The organism is Micromonospora chalcea, assembly GCF_028768405.1.
GTDB lineage: Bacteria > Actinomycetota > Actinomycetes > Mycobacteriales > Micromonosporaceae > Micromonospora > Micromonospora chalcea.
Genome location: NZ_CP118233.1, coordinates 4,273,598 through 4,294,891, shown reverse-complemented (window position 1 = coordinate 4,294,891; position 21,294 = coordinate 4,273,598). Strand labels below are relative to the sequence as shown.

The window sequence follows — 21,294 nt, the reverse complement described above, 5'->3', positions numbered from 1 at the left end:
CGGCTTCACGTCAGTCCATTCTGGGCGACGCTGAGTGAGCTTCGACGTCACTCAGCGTCCGATCATGTTGCCGAGAAGTGACATCGACGATGGTTTGCGCGTGTAGATGTGAATTCACATGATCCGAACATGTGCCGCTGGGATGCTCTGGACCTTTGGCGGACGACGGTGGGCGAACGACGAACGGCGCAACCGGACGGACGTACGGCGGATCTCAGCGAATGCACAGCGATCGGCCCGTACCGTGTGCCGCATGAGATCACCAGTCGCGCGGATCCGGCGCGCCCTGGCCGGACGCCCACGCCGGATCGTCGCCGTCGTGGCGGTGGTAGTCCTCGTCGCCGCCGCGCTCGTCTGGGTGGCCCGGCCGCAGAGCCCGGACTTCCGCACCGAGTCGGCGCTGGTGACGGTCCGCTCCGGGCCCTCCGGTGACGAGCCGGTCGAGCTGGACACCACGCTCTACCTGCCGGATCGCGCGTCGGAAGCGAACCGCGTGCCGGCGGTGCTGCTGGCGCACGGGTTCGGTGGCACCAAGGACTCGGTCCGCTCCGACGCCGAGGACCTGGCCGCCCGGGGGTACGCGGTGCTCACCTGGACCGCCCGCGGCTTCGGGCGCAGCGGCGGCCAGATCCACCTGGACAGCCCCGACTACGAGGTGCGGGACGCCCAGCGCCTGCTCGACCGGCTCGCGGCCCGGCCGGACATCCGCCTCGACTCGCCGGGCGACCCCCGCGTCGGCGTGGTCGGCGGCTCCTACGGCGGCGGCCTGGCCCTGCTGCTGGCCGCGCAGGACCAGCGGGTCGACGCGATCGTCCCGATGATCACCTGGAACGACCTGTCCCGCGCGTTCCTGCCGGAGAGCACCGGCCGGCAGCCCACCGACGGCGTGTTCAAGAAGGGCTGGGCGGGGATCTTCTTCGGTGGCGGCGGGAACGCCGGCTCCGGTCCGGCCGGGCTCTCCGGGGCCACCGCCGCCGCGCCGGAGGGCGCGCCCGAGTCGGCCGGACCGCCGAGTCCGCAGCCGGGCGCCGGTCCCGGTACCGGCTCCGGTCGTGCGCCGGCCGGCGCCGCCGACCCGTCCTGCGGGCGCTTCGCCGCCGACGTCTGCGCCGCGTACCTGCGTATCGCGACCACGGGCCGGGCCGACGCGGCGGCGGTCGAGCTGCTGCGCCGGTCGTCGCCGGCCGGCGTGCTGGACCGGATCAAGTCCCCGACGCTGCTGGTCCAGGGCGAGGCGGACACGCTCTTCCCGCTGGCCGAGGCGGACGCCAACGCCCGGGGCATCGCCGCCGCCGGCACGCCGGTGCGGGTCGCCTGGTTCACCGGCGGCCACGACGGCGGCTCCGGACCCACCTCCGACTCCGACCGGGTGAAGTTCCTGACCGCGCAGTGGCTCGACCACTACGTCAAGGGGGACGGGGCGGCGCCCGGCGACACGTTCACGTTCTCCCGCATCGCCGGGTTCGACGCGCTCGACCGGGGCCTGGTCGCCACCGGCTTCCGTACCGCCGACTATCCGGGCCTGGCCGGGGAGGACCGCCGCGAGGTCACGCTCGCCGGTCCGCCCCAGCCGGTCGCCGTACCGCCCAACGGCAACCCGGCGGCGATCTCCTCGGTGCCGTTCGCCGGCGCGCTCGGCTCGCTGCTGGACGGCGTGGCCGGTGACATCCCCGGCCAGCACGCCCGCTTCGAGTCCGCGCCGCTGGACGAGCCGGTCGACGTGGTGGGCGCGCCCACCGTGCGGATCCGGGCCGCCTCCCCGACCGGCGAGGCGGTGCTGTTCGTGAAGCTCTACGACGTCGACCCGCAGGGGGCGGCCACGCTGCCGTCCGGCCTGGTCGCGCCGGTGCGCCTGACCGGCCTGCCCAGCTCCGTCGACGCGGCCACGCCGGTCACCGTCACGCTGCCGGGGATCGTCCGGCGGGTCGAGGCCGGGCACCGGCTGCGGCTCGTGGTGGCGACGTCGGACCAGGCGTACGCCTCGCCGGCCGAGCCGGCCGTCCACACGGTGGCGCTGGCCGACGGGCCGCTGACGCTGCCCACCGTCGAGGCCACGCCCATCCCCACCACGGCAGTGGTGTGGCGCTGGGCGCTGGCCGGGCTGCTCGCCGCAATCGTGCTCGGGCTCGTCGTGGTCGTGCTGCTCACCCGCCGCCGGCACCGCCGCCAGGACAACTCCGTGCACCCGGAGTACGCGGGCGTCCCGCTCGCCGTGCGCAACCTGCGCAAGGAGTACGCGGACGGCTTCGTCGCGGTCTCCGACGTCGACTTCGAGGTGCACCCCGGGCAGGTGGTCGGCCTGCTCGGCCCCAACGGCGCGGGCAAGACCACCACGCTGCGGGTGCTGATGGGGCTGACCCAGCCCACCGCCGGGGAGATCTACGTCTTCGGGCACCGGCTGGTGCCCGGCTCGCCGGTGCTGTCCCGGATCGGCGCGCTGGTCGAGGGGCCGGGCTTCCTGCCGCACCTGTCCGGCCTGGACAACCTCAAGGCGTACTGGCGGGCGACCGGGCGGCCGTGGGAGGACGCGCACTTCGACGAGGCGCTGGAGATCGCCGGCCTGGGCGACTCGGTGCACCGGCGGACGAGGAAGTACAGCCACGGCATGCGGCAGCGGCTGGCCATCGCCCAGGCCATGCTCGGCCTGCCCGAGCTGCTGGTGCTGGACGAGCCGACGGACGGGCTGGACCCGCCGCAGATCGCCGAGATGCGCCGGGTGCTCCAGCGCTACGCCACCGACGGCCGGGCGGTGCTGGTCTCCAGCCACCTGCTGGCCGAAGTGGAGCAGACCTGCACGCACGCCGTGGTGGTGAACAAGGGCCGGATCGTCGCCTCGGGTCCGGTCGAGGAGATCGTCGGCGAGTCGCCGAGCGTGCTGTTCGAGGTGAGCGACCCGGACGCGGCGCGTACGGTGCTCGACCGGCTCGACGGCGTACGGGTGCTGCCCGACGCCGAGGGCGCGCTGGTGGTCGACACCAACGGCACCGCGCGCAGCGAGGTGGTGGCCGAGCTGGTCCGGGCCGGTATCGGAGTGGACCGGGTGGTGCCCCGGCGCCGCCTGGAGGACGCGTTCCTCGCCCTGGTCGGCGAGAACTCTCGGGGAAGCGGGGACCGGTGATGGCGGGTTCGTCTGTGGCATCGTCGCCTGGTAACGGCACGTCCGGGCCCGGCGCGGGCGGTGCGGCGGCCGGTTACCGGCCCTCGGCCACGCTTCCGTTCGCCGCGGAGTTCCGGCGGCAGGCGTCGCGTCGGCGTACCCAGCTCGCGCTGGGGTTCATGGTGCTGCTGCCGCTGATCATCCTGGTGGCGTTCCAGTTCGACTCCGGGGACGACGACCGCGGCGGGCGGGGCGAGTTCTCCAGCCTGGCCGACCTGGCCACCTCGGGCGGGCTCAACTTCACCCTGTTCTCGATCCTGGTCTCCGCGTCGTTCCTGCTGGTCGTGGTGGTGGCGTTGTTCTGCGGCGACACGGTGGCCAGCGAGGCGAGCTGGGGCAGCCTGCGCTACCTGCTGGCGGTGCCGGTGCCCCGGGCCCGGCTGCTCGCGGTGAAGCTGGTCGTCGCGCTCGCGTACTCCGGGCTGGCGCTGCTGTTGCTCGCGGGCACCGCGCTGCTGGTCGGCACGCTGCGGTACGGCTGGAAGCCGTTGAGCAGCCAGGTCTCGGCCGAGCTGGCCCCGGCCGACGGCTTGCTGCGGCTGCTCGGGGTGCTCGGGTACCTGGCGGTGGTGCTGCTGGTGGTGGCCGGGCTGGCGTTCCTGCTGTCGGTGACCACCGATGCCGCGCTCGGCGCGGTCGGTGGCGCGGTGCTGCTCTGGATCCTGTCCAGCATCCTGGATCAGATCACCGCGCTGGGCGGGCTGCGGAACCTGCTGCCCACCCACTACAGCAGCGCCTGGCTGGGGCTGCTGTCCACGCCGATGCAGACCGACGACGTGGTCAAGGGCGCGTTCTCGGCAATCGTCTACGCCACGTTGTTCTGGAGCCTGGCCTTCTGGCGTTTCACCCGCAAGGACGTCACCAGCTGAGGTGACTGTCGGGGGTACCCGCATTGGCGCGTCCGCCCATATCATGGGAGCGTTCCCATGCAATTGTCCCGCCTGCAAAGAAATTGATTAACATCGATACGTGCAATCGCCATCCTGGAGCGGTCAAACACCCGCCCCAGGAGGTCACACATGATTCCGACCCAGCTCAGCGGCCCTGTCCTGTCCCTGTTCCGTGCTGTTGTGGGGCTGCTGTTCCTATGCCACGGCGCGGCGTCGATATTCGGCGTCTTCGGCGGCAACCGAGGTTCCGGCGAGGCCGTCCCGTTCGCCACCTGGCCCGGTTGGTGGGCGGCGCTGATCCAGCTCGTCTGCGGCGTGCTGGTCCTCGTCGGCCTGCTCACCCGTCCGGCCGCGCTGCTCGCCTCCGGCTCGATGGCGTACGCGTACTTCACTGTGCACCAGCCGCAGAACCTGCTGCCGCTGCAGAACGGCGGCGAACTGGCGGCGCTCTTCTGCTGGTCGTTCCTGCTGGTCGCCGTGCTCGGCCCGGGCAGCTGGGCGCTGGACGCGCTGCTCGCCCGCCGCCGCGCCGCCCCGGCCGAGCCCGCCACCGCGTCGCCCGCCTCGGTTCCGGTCTGATCCGCCGCCCGGCGAGATCGCGGTACGGGAGGGCGCTTCCGTGCCGCGATCTGAGTCAGAGCGGGCTGACCGGCGAGGTCGAGGGGGCCGGTGGATCGGAGCGCGGGGGCGCCTGCGTCGCCGGGTCGGCGTCGCGGCGCTTCCAGGCGCTGACGCCGAGCCGGCCGGTGTTCCCGAGGTCGATCGGCCCGTCCAGCTCGACCGGGTACGCCGGCCGGCCGGTCGACGGGGCGACGTCGAGTTCGGCGCCCGCGGTGGCCACCACGGTCGGGTCGGTGACGAGGTTGCGCCAGATCAGCGCCGCGCCGGCCCGTTCGCCCGGCGCCAGCACGATCCGGGTGGGCGGGTGGTCGAAGCCGGCGGTGATCGGCGCGGCGCCCGGGATGATCCGTACCGTTATCGCGTCCCCGTCGGCGTCCCGGAGCGCGACCGCCGGATAGCCACGCAGCTCGTACGGGCGGTCGCCGCAGTTGACCAGGTCCAGGCCCATCGCCCGCAGCCCCATCGCCGCGCTCACCCCGAGCCCGGTGATCCGGATGCCCTCCGGGGAGCACGTGGCGGCGGGCTCGGCGCCGGGCCGGGGTGGCGCCGACGGCGGCCCGTCGACCGGGGCCGGTGCCGGGGTGCAGCCGGCGAGCAGTGCCGCGCCGGCGAGGAGCCCGATCCGGGCAGTCGCCTTCCGCATCAGGCGATCATGTCATCCCGCCGGGAGTGGCGGGGGAGGCTGATCCTTGCGGCCGGGCGGGCGCGGTGAGGACGGCGTCGAGCAGGCCCGGGTAGAGGCGGTCCAGCTCGTCGCGGCGCAGCCGCACGTACCGGGTGGTGCCCGCGATGCGGGTGCGGGTCAGGCCCGCCTCGCGCAGCACCTTCAGGTGGTGGCTGCGGGTGGCCTTGGAGACGCCGAACTCGAACGAGCCGCAGGCGTGCTCCCCGCCCGGCGCGAGCGCGCGCACGATCTGCAGCCGCACGTCGTCGGCCAGCGCCGCCAGCACGGCGGTGACCGGGACCTCGCGCAGCTCGGGTTCGTGCAGCTCCATGTGACTACGATAACCCATGTTCGACAATCGTCGAACAAGCTCCTAGAGTCGTGGCGTTTGGTTCGACGATACTCGAACATAGGAGCTGGGATGCGCTTCCGTTCCGCCGCCTTCCCGATCTTCGCAGTGCTCAGCTGGGGCGTCATGTTCCCCGTGCTGGCGAGCGCGCTGACCCGGGTGGACGCCCTCAACCTGACCACCACCCGGTACGTCCTCGCCACCGCCGTGCTGGTCGCCCTGCTGCTGGCCCGTGAAGGGCTGGCCGCACTCGCCACGCGCGGGCGCGCGGCCGAGGTGTGGCTGCTCGGCGCACTCGGCTTCGCCGGCTTCAACGCGCTGACGAACCTCGCCCTCGGCCACGCCACCCCGCAGCAGATCGCGCTGTTCGGCGCCACCGTGCCGCTGATCACCCAGCTGGTCCGCTGGGCGCGCGACGGCGTACGCCCCCGCCCGGCGCTGCTCGGACTGGCACTGGTGGCCCTGGTCGGCGTCGGCCTGGTGATCACCCGCGGCCGGCTGGACGGGCTCGGACAGTTCGGCGTCGGCGGGCTGCTCATGCTGGGCGCGGTGATCGGCTGGGCCTTCTACACGCACGGCGCGAGCCGGTTCCCCGAATGGTCGGCGCTGCGCTACACCACGCTGACCGCCGTCACGGGCATGCTCGCCATGCTCGCCGCCAGCGCCGTCGCCGACCTCACCGGGCTCCAGCACGCGCCGGCCGCCGCCGACCTCGTCGCGGTCGCCCCCCAACTGGCGTACGCGGTGCTGATCGCCGCCGTCCTCGCGGTGCTGGCCTGGAACACCGGTGTACGGCGACTCGGCCCGGCCGACGCCGCGCTGTTCATGAACCTGGTGCCGGTGGTCACGTTCGCGGTGCAGATCCTGCGCGGGTACCGGCCGGTCGCGATCGAGCTGGTGGGCGCCGGGCTGACCATCGCCGCCCTGGTGGCCGCGAACCTGGTCACCCGTACCCGCCCGGCAGCCGTGACCACGACGGCGCCGGAGCCGCTCGCGGTGGTGGACCGGCCCGCCGTGGTGGAGCCGGCCGCGGTGGTCGGACGCTGAGCCGGCCCACAGCGTGGGATCCCGGGGTGGCGCGGCCGTGAGCAGCGCATAGACTCGGCGGCACAACTGAATACCTCATCCAGAGGGGCTGAGGGATACGGCCCGACGACGCCCCGGCAACCACCCGCACGCTCGACGACGAGCGACAGCGGGCAGGTGCCAATTCCGTCCCCGCCGCACCCGGCGATGCGGGGAAAGATGAGAGGAAATCCTCGACATGACGTCGACGCTTCCCGCCGCCACCGGCATCGACACCACCCTCAGCCCGGCCCGCGCCCTGGTCTGCCGCGCCTGTTCGGCGCGCTACCCGCTGGCCGCCCAGCACGCCTGTTACGAGTGCTTCGGGCCGCTGGAGGTCGACTACGATACCGCCGCGCTCGCCACCGTCACCCGGGAGCAGATCGAGGCCGGTCCGGCGAACATCTGGCGGTACGCGGCGCTGCTGCCGGCCGGTCAGGACCCGGACACCCGGGTCACGCTCGACCCGGGGCTGACCCCGCTGGTCGCCGCCCCGAACCTCGCCGCCGAGCTGGGACTCACCGCGCCGCTGTGGGTCAAGGACGACAGCGCGAACCCCACCCACTCGTTCAAGGACCGGGTCGTCTCGGTGGCGCTGACCGCGGCCCGGCAGCTCGGCTTCACCCGCTACGCCTGCGCCTCCACCGGCAACCTCGCCAACTCGGTCGCCGCGCACGCGGCCCGGGCCGGCGTGCCGTCTGTCGTCTTCATCCCCGGCGACCTGGAGCAGGGCAAGGTCGTCACCACCGCTGTCTACGGCGGTGACCTGGTCGCCATCGACGGCTCGTACGACGACGTGAACCGGCTCTGCGGCGAACTGGTGGAGACCGACGAGTTCGAGGACACCGCGTTCGTCAACGTGAACGTGCGGCCCTACTACGCCGAGGGCTCCAAGACGCTCGGCTACGAGGTGGCCGAGCAGCTCGGCTGGCGGATCCCGGCCCAGGTGGTCATCCCGATGGCCAGTGGCGAGCTGCTCACCAAGATCGACAAGGCGTTCGCCGAGCTGGTCGAGATCGGCCTGGTCGAGGCGCCGGCCGGTGGCTGGAAGGTGTTCGGCGCGCAGTCGGCCGGCTGCAACCCGATCGCCACCGCGCTGCACGGCGACACCGACACGATCACGCCGGTCAAGCCGACCGGCATCGCCAAGTCACTGAACATCGGCGACCCCGCCGCCGGGCTGTACGCGCTGGAGGCGGTGCGCCGTACCGGCGGCTGGATGGACTACGCCGACGACGACGAGATCCGCGCCGGCATCCGGCTGCTCGCCCGTACCACCGGGGTGTTCGCCGAGACGGCGGGCGGCGTGACGGTCGCGGTGTTGCGCAAGCTGGTCGAGTCGGGCCGGCTCGACCCGTCCGCCGAGACGGTCGTGTTCAACACCGGCGAGGGCCTGAAGACGCTCGACGCGGTGGCCGCCCAGGTCGGGCCCACCCACCGCATCAAGCCGTCCCTGCGCGCCGCCCGGGACGCCGGCCTGCTGTCCTGACCCGGAGCCCGGCGCCTCGGCCGAGTGGGGGAGGTGGGGCTCGCCCGGGTGGGGGATCGGGTGAGACCGGTGGGTAACCGGTGATGTGCGGTGAGTGCCAGAAAACCACCCTCAAGGACTTGACGGCAGGAACCGGACGGCGCAAGATGCTTCGTGCGGGAGGGCATCCGCCGGAGACTTTTCAAGTTCTTGCGACCCAACGCCGGAGGCGTTGTGCGGACGTCCCTCCCGACCAACGTCCGAAGAGGCCAGCGGAAAACCGCTGGCCTCTTCGCTGTGTCCGGCGCACCCTGGGTGACATGACGCTGACCGTGACGCCGCTTGATCCCGCCGACCGGCAGACGCTCGACGCGGCGTACCGGATCGCCTGCGCCGCCCAGGCCGTCGACGAGCCGGACCTCCCGCCGATCTGCCGCCGCCGCTTCGAGGCGCTGCTGTCGCACCCGATGCCCGGCATCGAGGGACGCTGGCTCGTCGCCCGCCTGGACGGGCTGCCGGTGGGCTGGCTCCGGTTGCACCTGCACACGATCGAGAACACCGAGAACGCGACAGTCGAACTGACAGTCGACCCGGCGTACCGGAGGCGCGGCATCGGCCGCGTGCTGCACGAGCACGGCGTGCGGCTGCTCCGCGAGCACGGCGGCAAACGCCTTGTCGGCTCGACCACCGCCGCGCTGCCCGGCGAGGAGGACCGGGTCTTCCCCGGCGCCGCGTTCGCCGCCGCCCTGGGCGCCAAGCCGGCGCTGGCCGACGTCCGCCGCCGCCTCGACGTGACCGGGCTCGACCGTGACCGGCTCGCCGCGCTGCTGGCCCAGGCCCGCACCGCGGCCACCGGATACCGGCCGGTGCGGTGGCGCGATCACACCCCCGAGGAGTACGTCGCGGACGTCGCCTACCTCCAGGGCCGGCTGCTGCTCGACGCGCCGATGGGTGAGCTGGACTGGAAGCCGGAGCGGATGGACGCGGCGCGGGTACGCGACGCGGAGCGGGCGCTCGATGCCCGGGGCGTACGCCGGTACAACACCGGCGTGGTGCACGAGGCGACCGGCCGCCTGGTCGGCTGGACCCAGCTCAGCCTGGACGCGAGCAGCGCCGACCACGCCTGGCAGGAGATCACCCTCGTCGACCCCGACCACCGCGGCCGCCGGCTCGGCCTGCTCTGCAAGGCCGGGAACCTGGAGTACGCGCTGACACACGAACCGGCGTTGCGGGCCGTCGACACCTGGAACGCGGTCGCGAACCGGCACATGATCGCGATCAACGAGCAACTGGGCTTCCGCCCGGCCGCCGGTTCCGTCGACTGGCAGTTGACGATCTGAGTTGTGACACGCCCCTACTGATCTGGTGCCTTTCTGTTGCATGATGGCGGGCATGACGGAGACCCCGCACCCCCTGTACGACAGGCACCGCGAGACCCTCGACCGGGCGCTGACCGCCATCGCGGAGCGCGGGTACTGGTCGGCCTACCCCGAGTCACCCAGCCCCCGGGTGTACGGCGAGACCGCCGCCGCCGACGGCAAGGCCGCCTTCGAGGCGTACCTGGGTGGCGACTTCCCGCTCGACCAGGCCGGTGACGGCAGCACGGTCGCCACCGAGGTCAGCCCGTTCGGCGTGGCGCTGGACGTGCGCTACCCGCACGCGGGCGCCGACCAGCTCGTGTCCGCCGCGAGCGCCGCGCTGCCCGCCTGGCGCGACGCCGGCCCGCAGGCCCGGGTGGGCGTCTGCCTGGAGATCCTCGCCCGGCTGCACAAGAACGTCTTCGAGCTGGCGAACGCGGTGCAGTTCACCAGCGGCCAGGCGTTCGTGATGGCGTTCCAGGCCGGTGGCGCGCACGCGCTGGACCGGGCGCTGGAGGCGGTCGCGTACGCGTACGCCGAGATGACCCGCCACCCGGGGACCGCCGGCTGGGAGAAGGCCGCGGGCAAGGGCGACCCGCTCCGGATGACCAAGACGTTCCACGTGGTGCCGCGCGGGGTCGCGCTGGTCATCGGCTGCAACACGTTCCCCACCTGGAACTCGTACCCCGGTCTGTTCGCCTCGCTGGCCACCGGCAACCCGGTAGTGGTGAAGCCGCACCCGCGCGCGGTGCTGCCGCTGGCGATCACCGTGAAGTACGCCCGCGAGGTGCTCGCCGAGGCCGGGTTCGACCCGAACCTGGTGCAGCTCGCGCCCGAGGCGCCCGGCGAGAAGCTCGCCACGACGCTGGCCCTGGACCCGGCCGTGAAGATCGTCGACTTCACCGGCTCCACCGAGTACGGCGACTGGCTGGAGGCGAACGCCCGGCAGGCGGCCGTCTACACCGAGAAGGCCGGCCTGAACACGGTGGTGATCGACTCCACCGACGACTTCGCCGGGCTCTGCCGCAACCTCGGCTTCACGCTGACGCTGTACAGCGGCCAGATGTGCACCACCTCGCAGAACCTGCTGATCCCGCGCGACGGAATCGAGACCGACCAGGGGCACAAGAGCTTCGACGAGGTGGCCGCCGGGATCGCCGGCGCGGTCGCCAAGCTGACCGCCGACCCGGCCCGCGGCGTCGAGCTGACCGGCGCGATCGTCAACGACGGCGTGCTGGAGCGGCTGGACGAGGTCACCAAGGTCGGCGAGCCGGTGCTGGAGTCGCGCGTAGTCGAGCACCCGTCCTTCCCCGGCGCGGTGGTGCGTACGCCGACTGTGGTGAAGCTGGACGCCTCCGACACCGCCACCTACTCGCGGGAGTGGTTCGGGCCGATCTCGTTCGCCATCGCGACCGACTCGACCGAGCACAGCCTGCGCATCCTGCGCGAGACGGTGGGCGAGAAGGGCGCGCTGACCGCGGGCGTCTACTCCACCGACGAGGCCGTGCTGGACGAGGCCGAGAAGGCGGCCATCGACGCCGGGGTGCACCTGTCCTGCAACCTCACCGGCGGGGTGTTCGTCAACCAGTCGGCGGCGTTCTCCGACTTCCACGGCTCCGGCGCGAACGCGGCGGCCAACTCGGCGCTGACCGACGGCGCGTACGTGGCGAACCGGTTCCGCATCGTCCAGAGCCGCCGCCACTCCTGAAAGGAGGGGCCCCTTCTTAACGCCTCCGGTATAGGAGGGGCCCCCTCTTAACAACTGCGTCCGGTCGGCCTCACGCCGGGCGGCGCATCTGGAGTTCGTGCAGGCGGGGGATCCTGGGGTGCGGCACGCGTACGCCGGTGTCCACGAAGCCCAGCTTCTGGTAGGCCCGGTAGGCCCGGTCGTTGCCGACCACCACCTCCATCATCAGCTCGGGCCGTCCGCAGGCGCGCGACCAGGCGGCCACCTCGTCGACGAGCGCGGCGAGCAGACCGCTGCCCCGTCGGGCCGGCGTCACGTAGACCGCGTAGACGAGCGTCAGGCCCGGCTCGTCCGGCGCGGCGGTGCCACCGGCGTGGCCGACCAGCCGGCCGCCCGGGTCGGCCACGAACTGGGCGGTGTGGTCGCCCCGGGAGACGGCCGCGACCCGGGCCGCGAACTCCGCGTGCGGCCGGGCGGCGGCCTCGGCCACCGTCTCCAGGAAGGCCAGTGGGGAGTCGGCCAGCATCTCCAGCCGCAGCGCCCGCATCCGGGCGGCGTCGGTCGGCCGGACCCGGCGAACGGTGGTCGTGGTGGGCGCGCTGGTCATGCCGCATGCATACCGGACGGGCCGGCGCAGGCGCGTGACCGGGGCCGGGTACCGCCCGGAATATGCCCGATTTGTGGTCGTGCGCCGTCGTCACGCCTCGTGTAGCGTGCGATTTCGGTCACCGAATTCAGTGGTCGTCGCCGATCGCTGAACCGGTGTGCTACCGGTGCCGGTCCGCCGGTTTCCGGGTGTTGGAACGCCGCGCAGAGTGAGGAAGTGCACCGTGGCACAGGGCACCGTGAAGTGGTTCAACGCCGAAAAGGGCTACGGCTTCATCGCCGTCGACGGCGGGCAGGACGTCTTCGTCCACTTCTCCGCGATCGAGATGGACGGTTACAAGGCGCTGGACGACGGCCAGCGGGTCGAGTTCGAGATCGCGCAGGGGCAGAAGGGTCCGCAGGCCGAGCGGGTCCGCGTCATCGCCTGACCTCCGCCCGCCGGGCGGTTCCGCAGCCGGGTCCACCGACCGGGGGGCTGCGCTGTGAGCGTGCACCATGGAAGATCATGAGCCGTTCCAGCCGTAGCCGCTGAGGAGGGCCCATGTCCGATCTGCCTCCGCCGGGTTCCACCGAACCGGTGTCGCCGACGCCGTCCGGCTCTCCGGCCGACCCGACCGCGCCTCCGCCTCCGGCCACCGATCCGGCGTCGTCGGGGAGCGCCGGGCCGTCCGTGCCCGCTCCCGGCCCGGCGCCCGCCGATCCCTGGGCCGACCAGACCGGCTACGGCCCGAGCATTCCGCATCAACCCGGGTACGACGCGCAGCCCGCCCACCCGAACCCGTCCGGCCCGGCCACTCCCGCCGACCCGGCCACCCCGCCCGGTGGGGGCGACCCGGCCGGCTGGACCGCGCCGGGTGCCGCCCCGCCCCCCAGCTACCCCACGCCGCCGGGCTACCCCACGATGCCGGGCTACCCGGCTGGTCCTCCCCAGGCGGGCTGGCCCGGGTACCCGGCTCATCCGATGCCGGGCGCCGCCTACCCGGTGGCCGCCGGCCCCGGTGCGTACGCCGGCTGGTTTCCCGGCATCGACCCGCAGGACCCGCTCGTCAACCCGCCGCACGCGGGCATCGGCCCATGGTTCGCCCGTTGCTGGGGGGCGCTGCAGCGCGGTTGGCGGCAGCTCCTGCCGATCGTGCTGCTCACCCAGGTCCCCCCGGCGATGGTGATCGGCGTCCTCACGCTCGTCCTCAGCCCCGACGGGCAGATGGCGACCGCGCCGGACGGGTCGCCGGTGCTGCCGGAGGACTTCTGGGCGCAGACGCTCGGCTTCTACGGCGCGATCCTGTTCGCCGGGCTGATCTTCGGCGCGCTCCAGGCGATGGGCTGGGCGGCGGGCACCTGGGTGATCGCCCGGCAGGCGGCCGGTCAGCCGGCCGGGCTCGGCGCCGCCTTCCGGTACGGGCTGAGCCGAGCCCTCGGCCTCTGGGGCTGGACCATCGTGGTGTCGCTGCTGGTCACGCTCGGCGCCTGCTTCTGCCTGCTGCCCGGCCTCTACGCCGCGCTCGCGCTCGCCCTGTTCGGTCCGGTCTACCTGTTCGAGCGGCGGGATCCGGTCGGGCGGTCGTGGCGGATGTTCCACAGCCGGTTCGGCATGGTGCTGGGCCGGGTCGCGCTGGTGGTGGCGGCGTTGGTCGTGGCGACGCTGCTGGACGTCGTGCTGAGCGGGATCAGCGGGGCGCTCTTCGGGCTCGAGCCGATGGGCGCCGTGGGCACCGCGATCGGCGCGGTGACGCTCACCGTTCTCAGCGCCGTGGTGGCGGCTCCGACCTACCTGGCGCAGCAGGTGGGGCTGGTGGTCACGTACGCCGAGCAGCGGGCCCAGGAAGGCCCGGTGACCGCGGCTCAGCTGGCGGCGGAACTCGGCTGAGCGGGGCGGTCGTGCTTGCACTCGGCTAGGGAGAGTGCTAAACAAGTCATTGGCACTCGCATACGGTGAGTGCCAGAAGGTCGGGGCGGTAGGGCCACGGCCGCACCGGTGTCCCAGGTGGCGCCGGAGCGGTACGGGGCCGGTCGTCGCGGGCTGTCCGGCCCGACCGAGGAGACGTCGTCGTCGCCAGGTGGCGACGTCCCCAAGGTGCGTACACCAGACGGCCCATCCGGGCATCCCGGGTGGCCCGTGAGTGTCCAGGAGGACAACGCCGTATGGCCAAGATGATCGCGTTCGACGAAGAGGCGCGCCGCGGCCTCGAGCGGGGCATGAACCAGCTCGCCGACGCCGTGAAGGTGACGCTCGGCCCCAAGGGCCGCAACGTCGTGCTCGAGAAGAAGTGGGGTGCCCCCACCATCACCAACGATGGTGTGAGCATCGCCAAGGAGATCGAGCTCGAGGACCCGTACGAGAAGATCGGCGCCGAGCTGGTCAAGGAGGTCGCGAAGAAGACCGACGACGTCGCCGGTGACGGCACGACGACGGCGACCGTCCTGGCCCAGGCCCTGGTTCGTGAGGGTCTGCGCAACGTGGCCGCCGGCGCCAACCCGATGGCCCTGAAGCGGGGCATCGAGGCCGCCGTGGCCAACGTCTCGGAGGAGCTGCTCAAGCTCGCCAAGGACGTGGAGACCAAGGAGCAGATCGCCTCCACCGCCTCCATCTCCGCCGCCGACCCCAGCGTCGGCGAGATCATCGCCGAGGCGATGGACAAGGTGGGCAAGGAAGGTGTCATCACCGTCGAGGAGAGCAACACCTTCGGCCTGGAGCTCGAGCTCACCGAGGGCATGCGCTTCGACAAGGGCTACATCTCCGCCTACTTCATGACCGACCCGGAGCGTATGGAGGCCGTCTTCGACGACCCGTACATCCTGATCGTCAACAGCAAGATCTCGTCGGTGAAGGACCTGCTCCCGATCCTGGAGAAGGTCATGCAGTCGGGCAAGCCGCTGCTGATCATCGCCGAGGACCTGGAGGGCGAGGCCCTGGCCACCCTGGTGGTCAACAAGGTCCGTGGCACCTTCAAGTCGGTCGCCGTCAAGGCGCCGGGCTTCGGTGACCGCCGCAAGGCCATGCTGACCGACATCGCCATCCTCACCGGTGGCCAGGTCATCAGCGAGGAGGTCGGCCTCAAGCTGGACGCGACCGGCCTCGAGATGCTGGGCCGCGCCCGCAAGGTCGTGGTGACCAAGGACGAGACCACCATCGTCGACGGCGCCGGCGACGCCGAGCAGATCCAGGGCCGGGTGAACCAGATCCGGGCCGAGATCGACAAGAGCGACTCCGACTACGACCGGGAGAAGCTGCAGGAGCGTCTGGCCAAGCTGGCCGGCGGTGTTGCGGTGATCAAGGTCGGCGCGGCCACCGAGGTCGAGCTGAAGGAGCGCAAGCACCGCATCGAGGACGCCGTCCGCAACGCGAAGGCCGCCGTCGAGGAGGGCATCGTCCCGGGTGGTGGCGTCGCGCTGGTGCAGGCCGGCAAGACCGCCTTCGACAAGCTGGACCTGGCCGGCGACGAGGCGACCGGCGCGCAGATCGTCAAGATCGCGCTGGACGCCCCGCTGCGGCAGATCGCCGTCAACGCCGGCATGGAGGGTGGCGTCGTCGTCGAGCGGGTTCGCAACCTCGACCCGGGTCACGGCCTCAACGCCGCGACCGGCGAGTACGTGGACCTGCTGGCCGCGGGCATCATCGACCCGGCCAAGGTGACCCGTTCCGCGCTGCAGAACGCCGCGTCGATCGCCGCGCTGTTCCTCACCACCGAGGCCGTCGTGGCGGACAAGCCGGAGAAGACCCCGGCCGCTCCGGCGGGCCCGGGTGGCGGGGAGATGGACTTCTGAGTCCAGCTCCACCCAGTACGCCGAAAGGGGCGGGCCGCGTCAGCGGTCCGCCCCTTTCCGTGTGCGTGTCAGGTGGGCAGCGGGCGCTGGTTGCGTCGCTTGTGCGTCCGGTCGTACGGCGGCAGCCGCCGCGGCTCGTCCACCGGCTGCCGTTGCTCCTCCACCGGTGGCCGGTCCGCGCCGGTCAGCTCGGCGAGCTGCTCGGCGTCACCGATGTCGAGCCGGTCGAACGGGAGCTGGCCGGGAAGCTCGTCGTACGGTTCCTCGGCCCGTTCGTCATTCGTGGTCATGCACCGCCTCCTCTGCCCCCGACCGTAGAGCCCGGTCGATGACGAAGGAGGTCGAATGGCGCTATTAGCGTCTATGCCCCTTTGATGGCTTTCCGGTAGAGGAAGAACACCCGTTCGATCCGGGCCCCCGCCGCGTTCGAGTAGAACGGCACCGGCCCCACCCAGCCGATCTGCGCCGCGCCGATCCCGGCCGCCGCCTGGTCACGCAGGCAGCGGCGCAGCAGCACACCACCGATCCCGGAGCCCTCCGCCGCCGGCGCGGTGCCCATCGGCCCGAACCAGCTCGGCCGGGCCGACCCGTAGGCGGCGAAACCGAGGATCTCACCGTCCCGCTCGGCCAGGTGCACGCCCGCGTCCGGCCGCCCCACCGAACCGGCCAGCTCACCGTCCCAGGTGCCGCCGAACGTGGACCTGGCGAACGCGGCGAGCGCCGGCAGGTCGTCCGGGGTGGCCCGGCGTACCGTCACGCCCCGCCCGGCCAGCCGCCGCTCGGCGGCCTCGGTGGGACGCAGCGCCACCGACCCCTCGGACAGGTCGGCGGTCATGTTCCAGGCGGTCCGGTCCTGCCGGTAGCCGAGCCGCTGCGCGGCGCAGACCGCCGGGGTGTAGCGCACGTCGATCCCGGGCCAGGCGTAGTGCGGCGGGTTGCCGGCGAGCAGCACCTCGGCCGCGCCGAGCGCGCCGAGCCGGCTCTCCGCCTCGGCCAGCAGCGCCCCGCCCACACCCTGGCGGCGCTCCGGCGGGGCGACCGCGATCAGGTCGACGTGGCCGAGCCGCGGATCGGCTGCCGACAGCGACCCGACGAGCACCCCGATCAACGCGCCGTCGCGTACCGCGCCGAGCCGCAGCACCGGGCGGTCGGCCCCGGCGCGTTCCGCCACGGTGACCACCACCGCGGACGCCTCGACCGCGTCCTCCGGCAGGTCGAGCGACACGCGGCACAGCTCGACCACCTCGGGCAGCCGGTCCCGGCCCAGCTCGATGATCTCCACGTCCATGGACGCCGACAGTAGGGCATCGGCAGGCCAATGGACAGGGTTGTTAACCGGTGGTGGCCGCCCGGGCCGCGCGCACCGCCGCGTACGCGTCGACCAGCCCGGCGCCGGAGACGTCCCGCGGTCCGCCGCAGGCCTCGGCGGGCTGCGGGACCGGCTGCGCGGTGTCGCGCAGGATGGCCCGGGTCCGTTCCAGGTCCCCGACCAGCGCGGGATTCGCCGACCACATCAGCGCCACCACGCCCGCCACCTGCGGCGTGGCCATCGAGGTGCCGTCCAGCGTCGCGTACCCGCCGCCGGGCATCGCGGAGAGCACAGCCGCGCCCGGGGCGACCAGGTCCGGCTTGGCCACGCCGTCCGGCGCGGGACCACGGCTGGAGAAGTCGGTGACGCGGCGCTGCCGGTCCACCGCCCCGACGGTCAGCACGTCCGGGTACGGCGCCGGCGGGTCCACGATCGAGCCGCAGGACGGGCCGGTGTTGCCGGCGGCGGCCACCACCAGGATGCCGGCCGCGGTCAGCGCCGCGGTCGCCGGGCGCAGCGCCCCCGGATCGCAGCCCTCCAGCGGCGGGCAGCCCCACGAGTTGGTGAGCACGTCCGGGGCGCGCGCCGGACGGCCGTCGGTCAGCGGGTTCCCGCCCGGCGGGAACGGGGCCAGCATGAACTGGAGACAGTCGAGGTAGCGTGCCGGGCTGCCCAGGTTGCGGTCCAGGTTGACGCAGCCGACCCAGCTCGCGCCGGGCGCCACGCCGATGCCGTCCCGGCCCACCGCGCTGCCCAGCGTGTGGGTGCCGTGGCCACCCCGGTCGGCCGGGGCGCGGCGGTCCTCCCACGGGTCGTACCAGGAGTCGTCGCCGCCCCGGAAGCCGCCGGCGAGCGCCGGGTGCCGGCCGTCCACTCCGGAGTCGGAGCTGCCCACCACCACGCCGGAGCCGGTGACGCCCAGCTCCGACCAGACCCGGTCCGCCCCGATCAGCGAGATGTTCCAGGCCGGTCCGGTCGGCGCCGGGGCGTCGCCGCGCGCCGTCGGGGCGAGCGCGGGCAGCGGACGCAGCCGCTGGCTGACCAGCACCCGGGCCACCTCGGGCCGGCCGGACAGCCAGGCCCGCACCGCCGGGCCGCCGTCCGTCTCGATCGCGTTGACCAGGTAGTACGGTGTCGGCTTCAGCCGCATGTCGGTCAGCATGCGGCGCAGGTCGCCCTGGGTGCGGTCGGCGGTGGCGACCAGCCGCCGGTAGACCTCGGTCGCCCGGGCGTCCCGCCCGGCCCGTCCCGGCGTCCCGGCCGGCAACCCGGTCAGGTCGGCCTGCTCGCGCAGCACCACGAGCAGCCGCTCGCCGTGCAGACCCGGCTGGCCGGGGACCACGTACACCACGGCGACGGCGACGAGCAGCGCGGCGGCGGCGAGCGCGGCCGGACCGCGCCGGGGCGCGCGGGCGCGGGACCGGGCGAGCAGCACGCCGTACCCGAGGGCGAGCAGGACCGCGACGGCGAACGCGACGCCGGTGCCCACGGCGACCCAGAACGGCGTGTCCCGGGTGGTGGCGAGCAGGAGGGTTATCTCGTCCGGGTCGGTGAAGGCCAGCGGCCCCAGCAACGCCAGCCCGATCAGCCAGCGCACCGGCGCCGGTCCGGCCGGGCGGCGCGAGTGCCGGGCCGCCGCCTCCAGCGCGGCCAGCACGAAACCGAGCGGCGGCAGCAGGAACAGCGCCGGCAGTTGTACGCCGGACTGCCCGGCGGCGGCCGCGAGCGGCGTCAACGCGACGCCCGCGACCAGGCCGCCGACCAGCACCAACCGGGCCGGACCCGGCCCGAACGCGGCCCAGAACCGGGCGCCGAGCAGCGCCCCGGCGAGCGTGCCGAGCGCGGCGGCGGCCAACCCGGCGAGCACCGTCTCCAGCGCCCCGCCCAGCGCGCCCACCCACGCCCAGGGCAGCAGCGACGCCAGCCCGGCCGCGACCGCCAGCAGCGGCACCGTCCCGAAACGGCCCTCCGGGACCGCGTCCACGGCGACGGGCGGACGCACGCGGGCCAGCCGGGCGGCGACGAACGCGAGCACCGCGGCGGTCACCGCCAGCGCGGCCAGGTACGCCTCGTGGTGCACCGGCGGCACCGTCCGCAGCAGCGTCGTCGCGCCCAGCGCGACCACGGCGGCGGTCCAGGCGCGGCCGGTCGCCCGCAGCGCGGGGGAGCGGGGCGCCAGCGCCAGCGCCAGCGAGGGCGCCCCGGCCAGCAGCACGGTGACCACCGCCACCACCGGCCAGACCGCCACCGCCCGGTCCAGGCCCATGACCAGCATGACCTGCTCGACGAGCCAGCCGCCGACCTGACCCGGAACGGTCACCAGCACGACCCAGAACCCGGTGAGCACGGCCGCGACGACCGGCCACGGCCCGGTCTCACGCGGTGGCGGCGGCGGTACGGGCGCGAACGGCGGGCCGGTCAGCATGGTCATCACGGTACGGCCGGGCCGTGTCGCCGCGCGCCCCGGACGGTTACCGTGGACGGGTGCGCGACCCCAACGTGTCCCGATCTGTGGCCGGCCAGCTCTCCGCCGAGCGCCGCGCCGACGACCTGCGCCGCCTTCGGGCCGAGCGGTTCGACGTCCTGGTCATCGGCGGCGGGGTGACCGGAGCGGGCGCCGCGCTCGACGCCGCGTCCCGCGGGCTGAAGGTCGCCCTGGTGGAGGCGCGCGACTACGCCGCCGGCACCTCCAGCCGGTCCAGCAAGCTGATCCACGGCGGCCTGCGCTACCTGGAGCAGCTGGAGTTCCACCTGGTCCACGAGGCGCTGACCGAACGCGGACTGCTCGCCACCCGGCTCGCCCCGCACCTGGTCCGTCCGGTGCCGATCCTGGTTCCGCTGCCCGCCGAGGGCGGCGCGCGGGACCTGCCCCGGCGGTTCTTCCGCCGCTCCTACTACGGGCTCGGCGTGGCCGCGTACGACGCGTTCGCCGGGGTGTTCGGCGGCGGGCGGGGGATGCCGCTGCACCGGCACCTGAGCCGCGAGGGCACGCGCCGGATCTTCCCGAGCCTGCGTCCGGACAAGCTGGCCGGCGCGATCCGCTACTACGACGGTCAGGTCGACGACGCCCGTCTCGTGGTGACGCTGGCGCGTACCGCGGCGAGCCTCGGCGCGACTGTGGTGACCAGCGCCCGCGCGGTCGGCCTGACCCGCCAGGCCCGCGAGGTCACCGGCGTGCGGGTACGCGACCTGGAGGCGCCGGCCGGCTCGCCGGACGCCGAGTTCGAGGTACGCGCGCGCACCGTGATCGCCGCCACCGGCGTGTGGAGCGACGACATGTCGCGGATGCTCAACGACGTCGGGCTCCGCCCGAAGCTGCGGGTCCGGGCCTCCAAGGGAGTGCACCTGGTGGTGCCCCGCTCGGCGATCGTCGGCGAGACCGGCCTGATCCTGCGTACCGCCACGAGCGTGCTCTTCGTGATCCCCTGGGGCGGGCACTGGATCATCGGCACCACCGACACGGACTGGCAACTCGACAGGTCCCACCCGGCCGCGACCGCCAGCGACATCGAATACCTGCTCTCCCAGGTCAACACGGTGCTGGACCGGCCGCTGACCACCGCCGACATCGAGGGCGTCTACGCCGGGCTGCGCCCGCTGCTGGCCGGCGAGGCGGACTCCACCTCGAAGCTGTCCCGCGAGCACGCCGTGGTGGAGCCGATGCTCGGCCTGCTGCTGGTGGCCGGCGGCAAGTACACCACCTACCGGGTGATGGCGTCGGACGTGGTCGACCGCGCGATGCACCGGCTCGGCCGGACCCGCCCCTCGCGTACCGCCGACCTGCCGCTGCTGGGCGCCGACGGGTACGCGGCCCTGTGGCGGGACCGGGCCGACCTGGCCCGCCGGCACGGAGTCGCGGTCGGCGTGGTCGAGCACCTGCTGGAGCGGTACGGCAACCTCACGCTGGACCTGCTCGCGCTGGTCGACGCCGATCCGCTGCTCGGTTCGCCGCTGGCCGGCGCGCCGGAATACCTGGCCGCCGAGGTGACGTACGCCGCCCGCGCCGAGGGCGCGCTGCACCTGGAGGACGTGCTCACCCGGCGTACCCGGATCTCGATCGAGACCAGCCACCGCGGCCTGGAGTCGGCGGAGCACGCCGCGGAGCTGATGGGCGCGGTGCTCGGCTGGGACGCGGCGACCCGGGACCGGGAGGTGGCCCACTACCGGGCGCGGGTGCTGGCCGAGCGGGAGTCGCAGCTCATGACGGACGACATCGCCGCCGACGCGGCCCGCCTCGGCGCGCCCGATGTGCGTGGTTTCGCAGCAGACCGAGGGACCGACGGCCCGGGCGTTGAACTTCCGGCCTCCCCCAGGTAGGGGATCCCCACCCCGGGCCGCTCGGCCGCTAGTGCGCG

General features: G+C 73.6%; 17 protein-coding genes and 1 riboswitch. Of the genes, 11 read left to right on the top strand and 6 right to left on the bottom strand.

Annotated elements, in window-relative coordinates:
• Window positions 1–253: 253 nt before the first annotated feature.
• The 3 genes from PVK74_RS18950 (at window position 254) to PVK74_RS18940 (ending at window position 4,626) form a co-directional block, all read left to right on the top strand.
• Window positions 254–3,118, top strand: a complete 2,865-nt coding sequence (locus PVK74_RS18950) for an alpha/beta fold hydrolase (RefSeq protein WP_064446734.1) — start codon at window positions 254–256, stop codon at window positions 3,116–3,118.
• Window positions 3,118–4,026, top strand: a complete 909-nt coding sequence (locus PVK74_RS18945; protein WP_274476934.1) for an ABC transporter permease — start codon at window positions 3,118–3,120, stop codon at window positions 4,024–4,026. Before PVK74_RS18950 ends, PVK74_RS18945 begins: the two co-directional genes overlap by 1 nt.
• Before the next feature lie 150 nt (window positions 4,027–4,176).
• On the top strand, window positions 4,177–4,626 hold the full coding sequence (locus PVK74_RS18940) for a DoxX family protein (protein WP_069088726.1): 450 nt from the start codon (window positions 4,177–4,179) through the stop codon (window positions 4,624–4,626).
• 55 nt (window positions 4,627–4,681) lie between these two features.
• Here the strand turns inward: PVK74_RS18940 and PVK74_RS18935 are convergent, their stop codons facing one another.
• Together PVK74_RS18935 and PVK74_RS18930 are read right to left on the bottom strand one after the other, a co-directional pair.
• Window positions 4,682–5,311 (bottom strand): DUF4232 domain-containing protein, encoded by a 630-nt coding sequence (locus tag PVK74_RS18935; protein ID WP_274476933.1) that lies wholly within the window; start codon window positions 5,309–5,311, stop codon window positions 4,682–4,684.
• 7 nt (window positions 5,312–5,318) lie between these two features.
• Window positions 5,319–5,663: an ArsR/SmtB family transcription factor gene (locus tag PVK74_RS18930; protein ID WP_069088724.1), complete on the bottom strand. Its 345-nt coding sequence runs from the start codon at window positions 5,661–5,663 to the stop codon at window positions 5,319–5,321.
• A 90-nt stretch (window positions 5,664–5,753) separates the two neighbouring features.
• Between PVK74_RS18930 and PVK74_RS18925 the strand changes: the two genes are divergently transcribed.
• From PVK74_RS18925 to paaN, 4 genes are all read left to right on the top strand, one after another.
• The gene (locus PVK74_RS18925) at window positions 5,754–6,728 is read left to right on the top strand and encodes a DMT family transporter (protein WP_274476932.1); all 975 of its coding nucleotides are present in this window, start codon (window positions 5,754–5,756) and stop codon (window positions 6,726–6,728) included.
• Window positions 6,729–6,800: 72 nt separating this feature from the next.
• Window positions 6,801–6,933: riboswitch (SAM riboswitch) on the top strand.
• Window positions 6,934–6,945: 12 nt separating this feature from the next.
• Window positions 6,946–8,235, top strand: coding sequence for a threonine synthase (gene thrC, locus PVK74_RS18920; RefSeq protein WP_064446731.1), 1,290 nt, complete (start codon window positions 6,946–6,948; stop codon window positions 8,233–8,235).
• Between the two features lie 299 nt (window positions 8,236–8,534).
• Complete coding sequence (locus tag PVK74_RS18915; RefSeq protein ID WP_064446730.1) at window positions 8,535–9,554, top strand: GNAT family N-acetyltransferase; 1,020 nt, start codon at window positions 8,535–8,537, stop codon at window positions 9,552–9,554.
• A 52-nt stretch (window positions 9,555–9,606) separates the two neighbouring features.
• Window positions 9,607–11,280 carry a phenylacetic acid degradation protein PaaN gene (gene paaN, locus PVK74_RS18910; protein WP_197494891.1) on the top strand — a complete coding sequence of 558 codons (1,674 nt, stop codon included), beginning with the start codon at window positions 9,607–9,609 and terminating at the stop codon, window positions 11,278–11,280.
• 70 nt (window positions 11,281–11,350) lie between these two features.
• On the opposite strand, the gene PVK74_RS18905 is transcribed toward paaN, so the two are convergent.
• Window positions 11,351–11,866, bottom strand: a complete 516-nt coding sequence (locus tag PVK74_RS18905; protein WP_043327984.1) for a GNAT family N-acetyltransferase — start codon at window positions 11,864–11,866, stop codon at window positions 11,351–11,353.
• Between the two features lie 223 nt (window positions 11,867–12,089).
• Between PVK74_RS18905 and PVK74_RS18900 the strand changes: the two genes are divergently transcribed.
• From PVK74_RS18900 to groL, 3 genes are all read left to right on the top strand, one after another.
• Window positions 12,090–12,293 carry a cold-shock protein gene (locus PVK74_RS18900; RefSeq protein WP_013288855.1) on the top strand — a complete coding sequence of 68 codons (204 nt, stop codon included), beginning with the start codon at window positions 12,090–12,092 and terminating at the stop codon, window positions 12,291–12,293.
• Window positions 12,294–12,406: 113 nt separating this feature from the next.
• Entirely contained in the window at window positions 12,407–13,732 is a 1,326-nt protein-coding gene (locus tag PVK74_RS18895) for a hypothetical protein (RefSeq protein WP_274476930.1), read from the top strand.
• 275 nt (window positions 13,733–14,007) lie between these two features.
• A complete protein-coding gene (gene groL / locus PVK74_RS18890) occupies window positions 14,008–15,630 on the top strand; it encodes a chaperonin GroEL (protein WP_018787968.1) in 1,623 nt (540 codons plus the stop codon).
• 68 nt (window positions 15,631–15,698) lie between these two features.
• Here groL and PVK74_RS18885 read toward each other — a convergent pair whose 3' ends face one another.
• The 3 genes from PVK74_RS18885 to PVK74_RS18875 all read right to left on the bottom strand — a co-directional run bounded on the left by PVK74_RS18885 (window position 15,699) and on the right by PVK74_RS18875 (window position 19,370).
• On the bottom strand, window positions 15,699–15,920 hold the full coding sequence (locus PVK74_RS18885) for a hypothetical protein (RefSeq protein ID WP_104112573.1): 222 nt from the start codon (window positions 15,918–15,920) through the stop codon (window positions 15,699–15,701).
• A gap of 71 nt (window positions 15,921–15,991) precedes the next feature.
• On the bottom strand, window positions 15,992–16,918 hold the full coding sequence (locus PVK74_RS18880; RefSeq protein WP_113973538.1) for a GNAT family N-acetyltransferase: 927 nt from the start codon (window positions 16,916–16,918) through the stop codon (window positions 15,992–15,994).
• A 43-nt stretch (window positions 16,919–16,961) separates the two neighbouring features.
• Window positions 16,962–19,370 (bottom strand): S8 family serine peptidase, encoded by a 2,409-nt coding sequence (locus PVK74_RS18875; RefSeq protein ID WP_274476928.1) that lies wholly within the window; start codon window positions 19,368–19,370, stop codon window positions 16,962–16,964.
• A gap of 68 nt (window positions 19,371–19,438) precedes the next feature.
• Between PVK74_RS18875 and PVK74_RS18870 the strand changes: the two genes are divergently transcribed.
• Window positions 19,439–21,256: a glycerol-3-phosphate dehydrogenase/oxidase gene (locus PVK74_RS18870; RefSeq protein ID WP_043330892.1), complete on the top strand. Its 1,818-nt coding sequence runs from the start codon at window positions 19,439–19,441 to the stop codon at window positions 21,254–21,256.
• Window positions 21,257–21,294 lie beyond the last annotated feature (38 nt).

Coding starts and splice junctions, on each gene's coding strand:
- PVK74_RS18905 (WP_043327984.1), bottom strand. CDS start 11,866: ATGACCAGCGCGCCCACCACGACCACCGTTCGCCGGGTCCGGCCGACC.
- PVK74_RS18945 (WP_274476934.1), top strand. CDS start 3,118: ATGGCGGGTTCGTCTGTGGCATCGTCGCCTGGTAACGGCACGTCCGGG.
- PVK74_RS18930 (WP_069088724.1), bottom strand. CDS start 5,663: ATGGAGCTGCACGAACCCGAGCTGCGCGAGGTCCCGGTCACCGCCGTG.
- PVK74_RS18935 (WP_274476933.1), bottom strand. CDS start 5,311: ATGCGGAAGGCGACTGCCCGGATCGGGCTCCTCGCCGGCGCGGCACTG.
- thrC (WP_064446731.1), top strand. CDS start 6,946: ATGACGTCGACGCTTCCCGCCGCCACCGGCATCGACACCACCCTCAGC.
- PVK74_RS18940 (WP_069088726.1), top strand. CDS start 4,177: ATGATTCCGACCCAGCTCAGCGGCCCTGTCCTGTCCCTGTTCCGTGCT.
- PVK74_RS18885 (WP_104112573.1), bottom strand. CDS start 15,920: ATGACCACGAATGACGAACGGGCCGAGGAACCGTACGACGAGCTTCCC.
- PVK74_RS18880 (WP_113973538.1), bottom strand. CDS start 16,918: ATGGACGTGGAGATCATCGAGCTGGGCCGGGACCGGCTGCCCGAGGTG.
- PVK74_RS18915 (WP_064446730.1), top strand. CDS start 8,535: ATGACGCTGACCGTGACGCCGCTTGATCCCGCCGACCGGCAGACGCTC.
- PVK74_RS18875 (WP_274476928.1), bottom strand. CDS start 19,370: ATGACCATGCTGACCGGCCCGCCGTTCGCGCCCGTACCGCCGCCGCCA.
- paaN (WP_197494891.1), top strand. CDS start 9,607: ATGACGGAGACCCCGCACCCCCTGTACGACAGGCACCGCGAGACCCTC.
- PVK74_RS18925 (WP_274476932.1), top strand. CDS start 5,754: ATGCGCTTCCGTTCCGCCGCCTTCCCGATCTTCGCAGTGCTCAGCTGG.
- groL (WP_018787968.1), top strand. CDS start 14,008: ATGGCCAAGATGATCGCGTTCGACGAAGAGGCGCGCCGCGGCCTCGAG.
- PVK74_RS18895 (WP_274476930.1), top strand. CDS start 12,407: ATGTCCGATCTGCCTCCGCCGGGTTCCACCGAACCGGTGTCGCCGACG.
- PVK74_RS18950 (WP_064446734.1), top strand. CDS start 254: ATGAGATCACCAGTCGCGCGGATCCGGCGCGCCCTGGCCGGACGCCCA.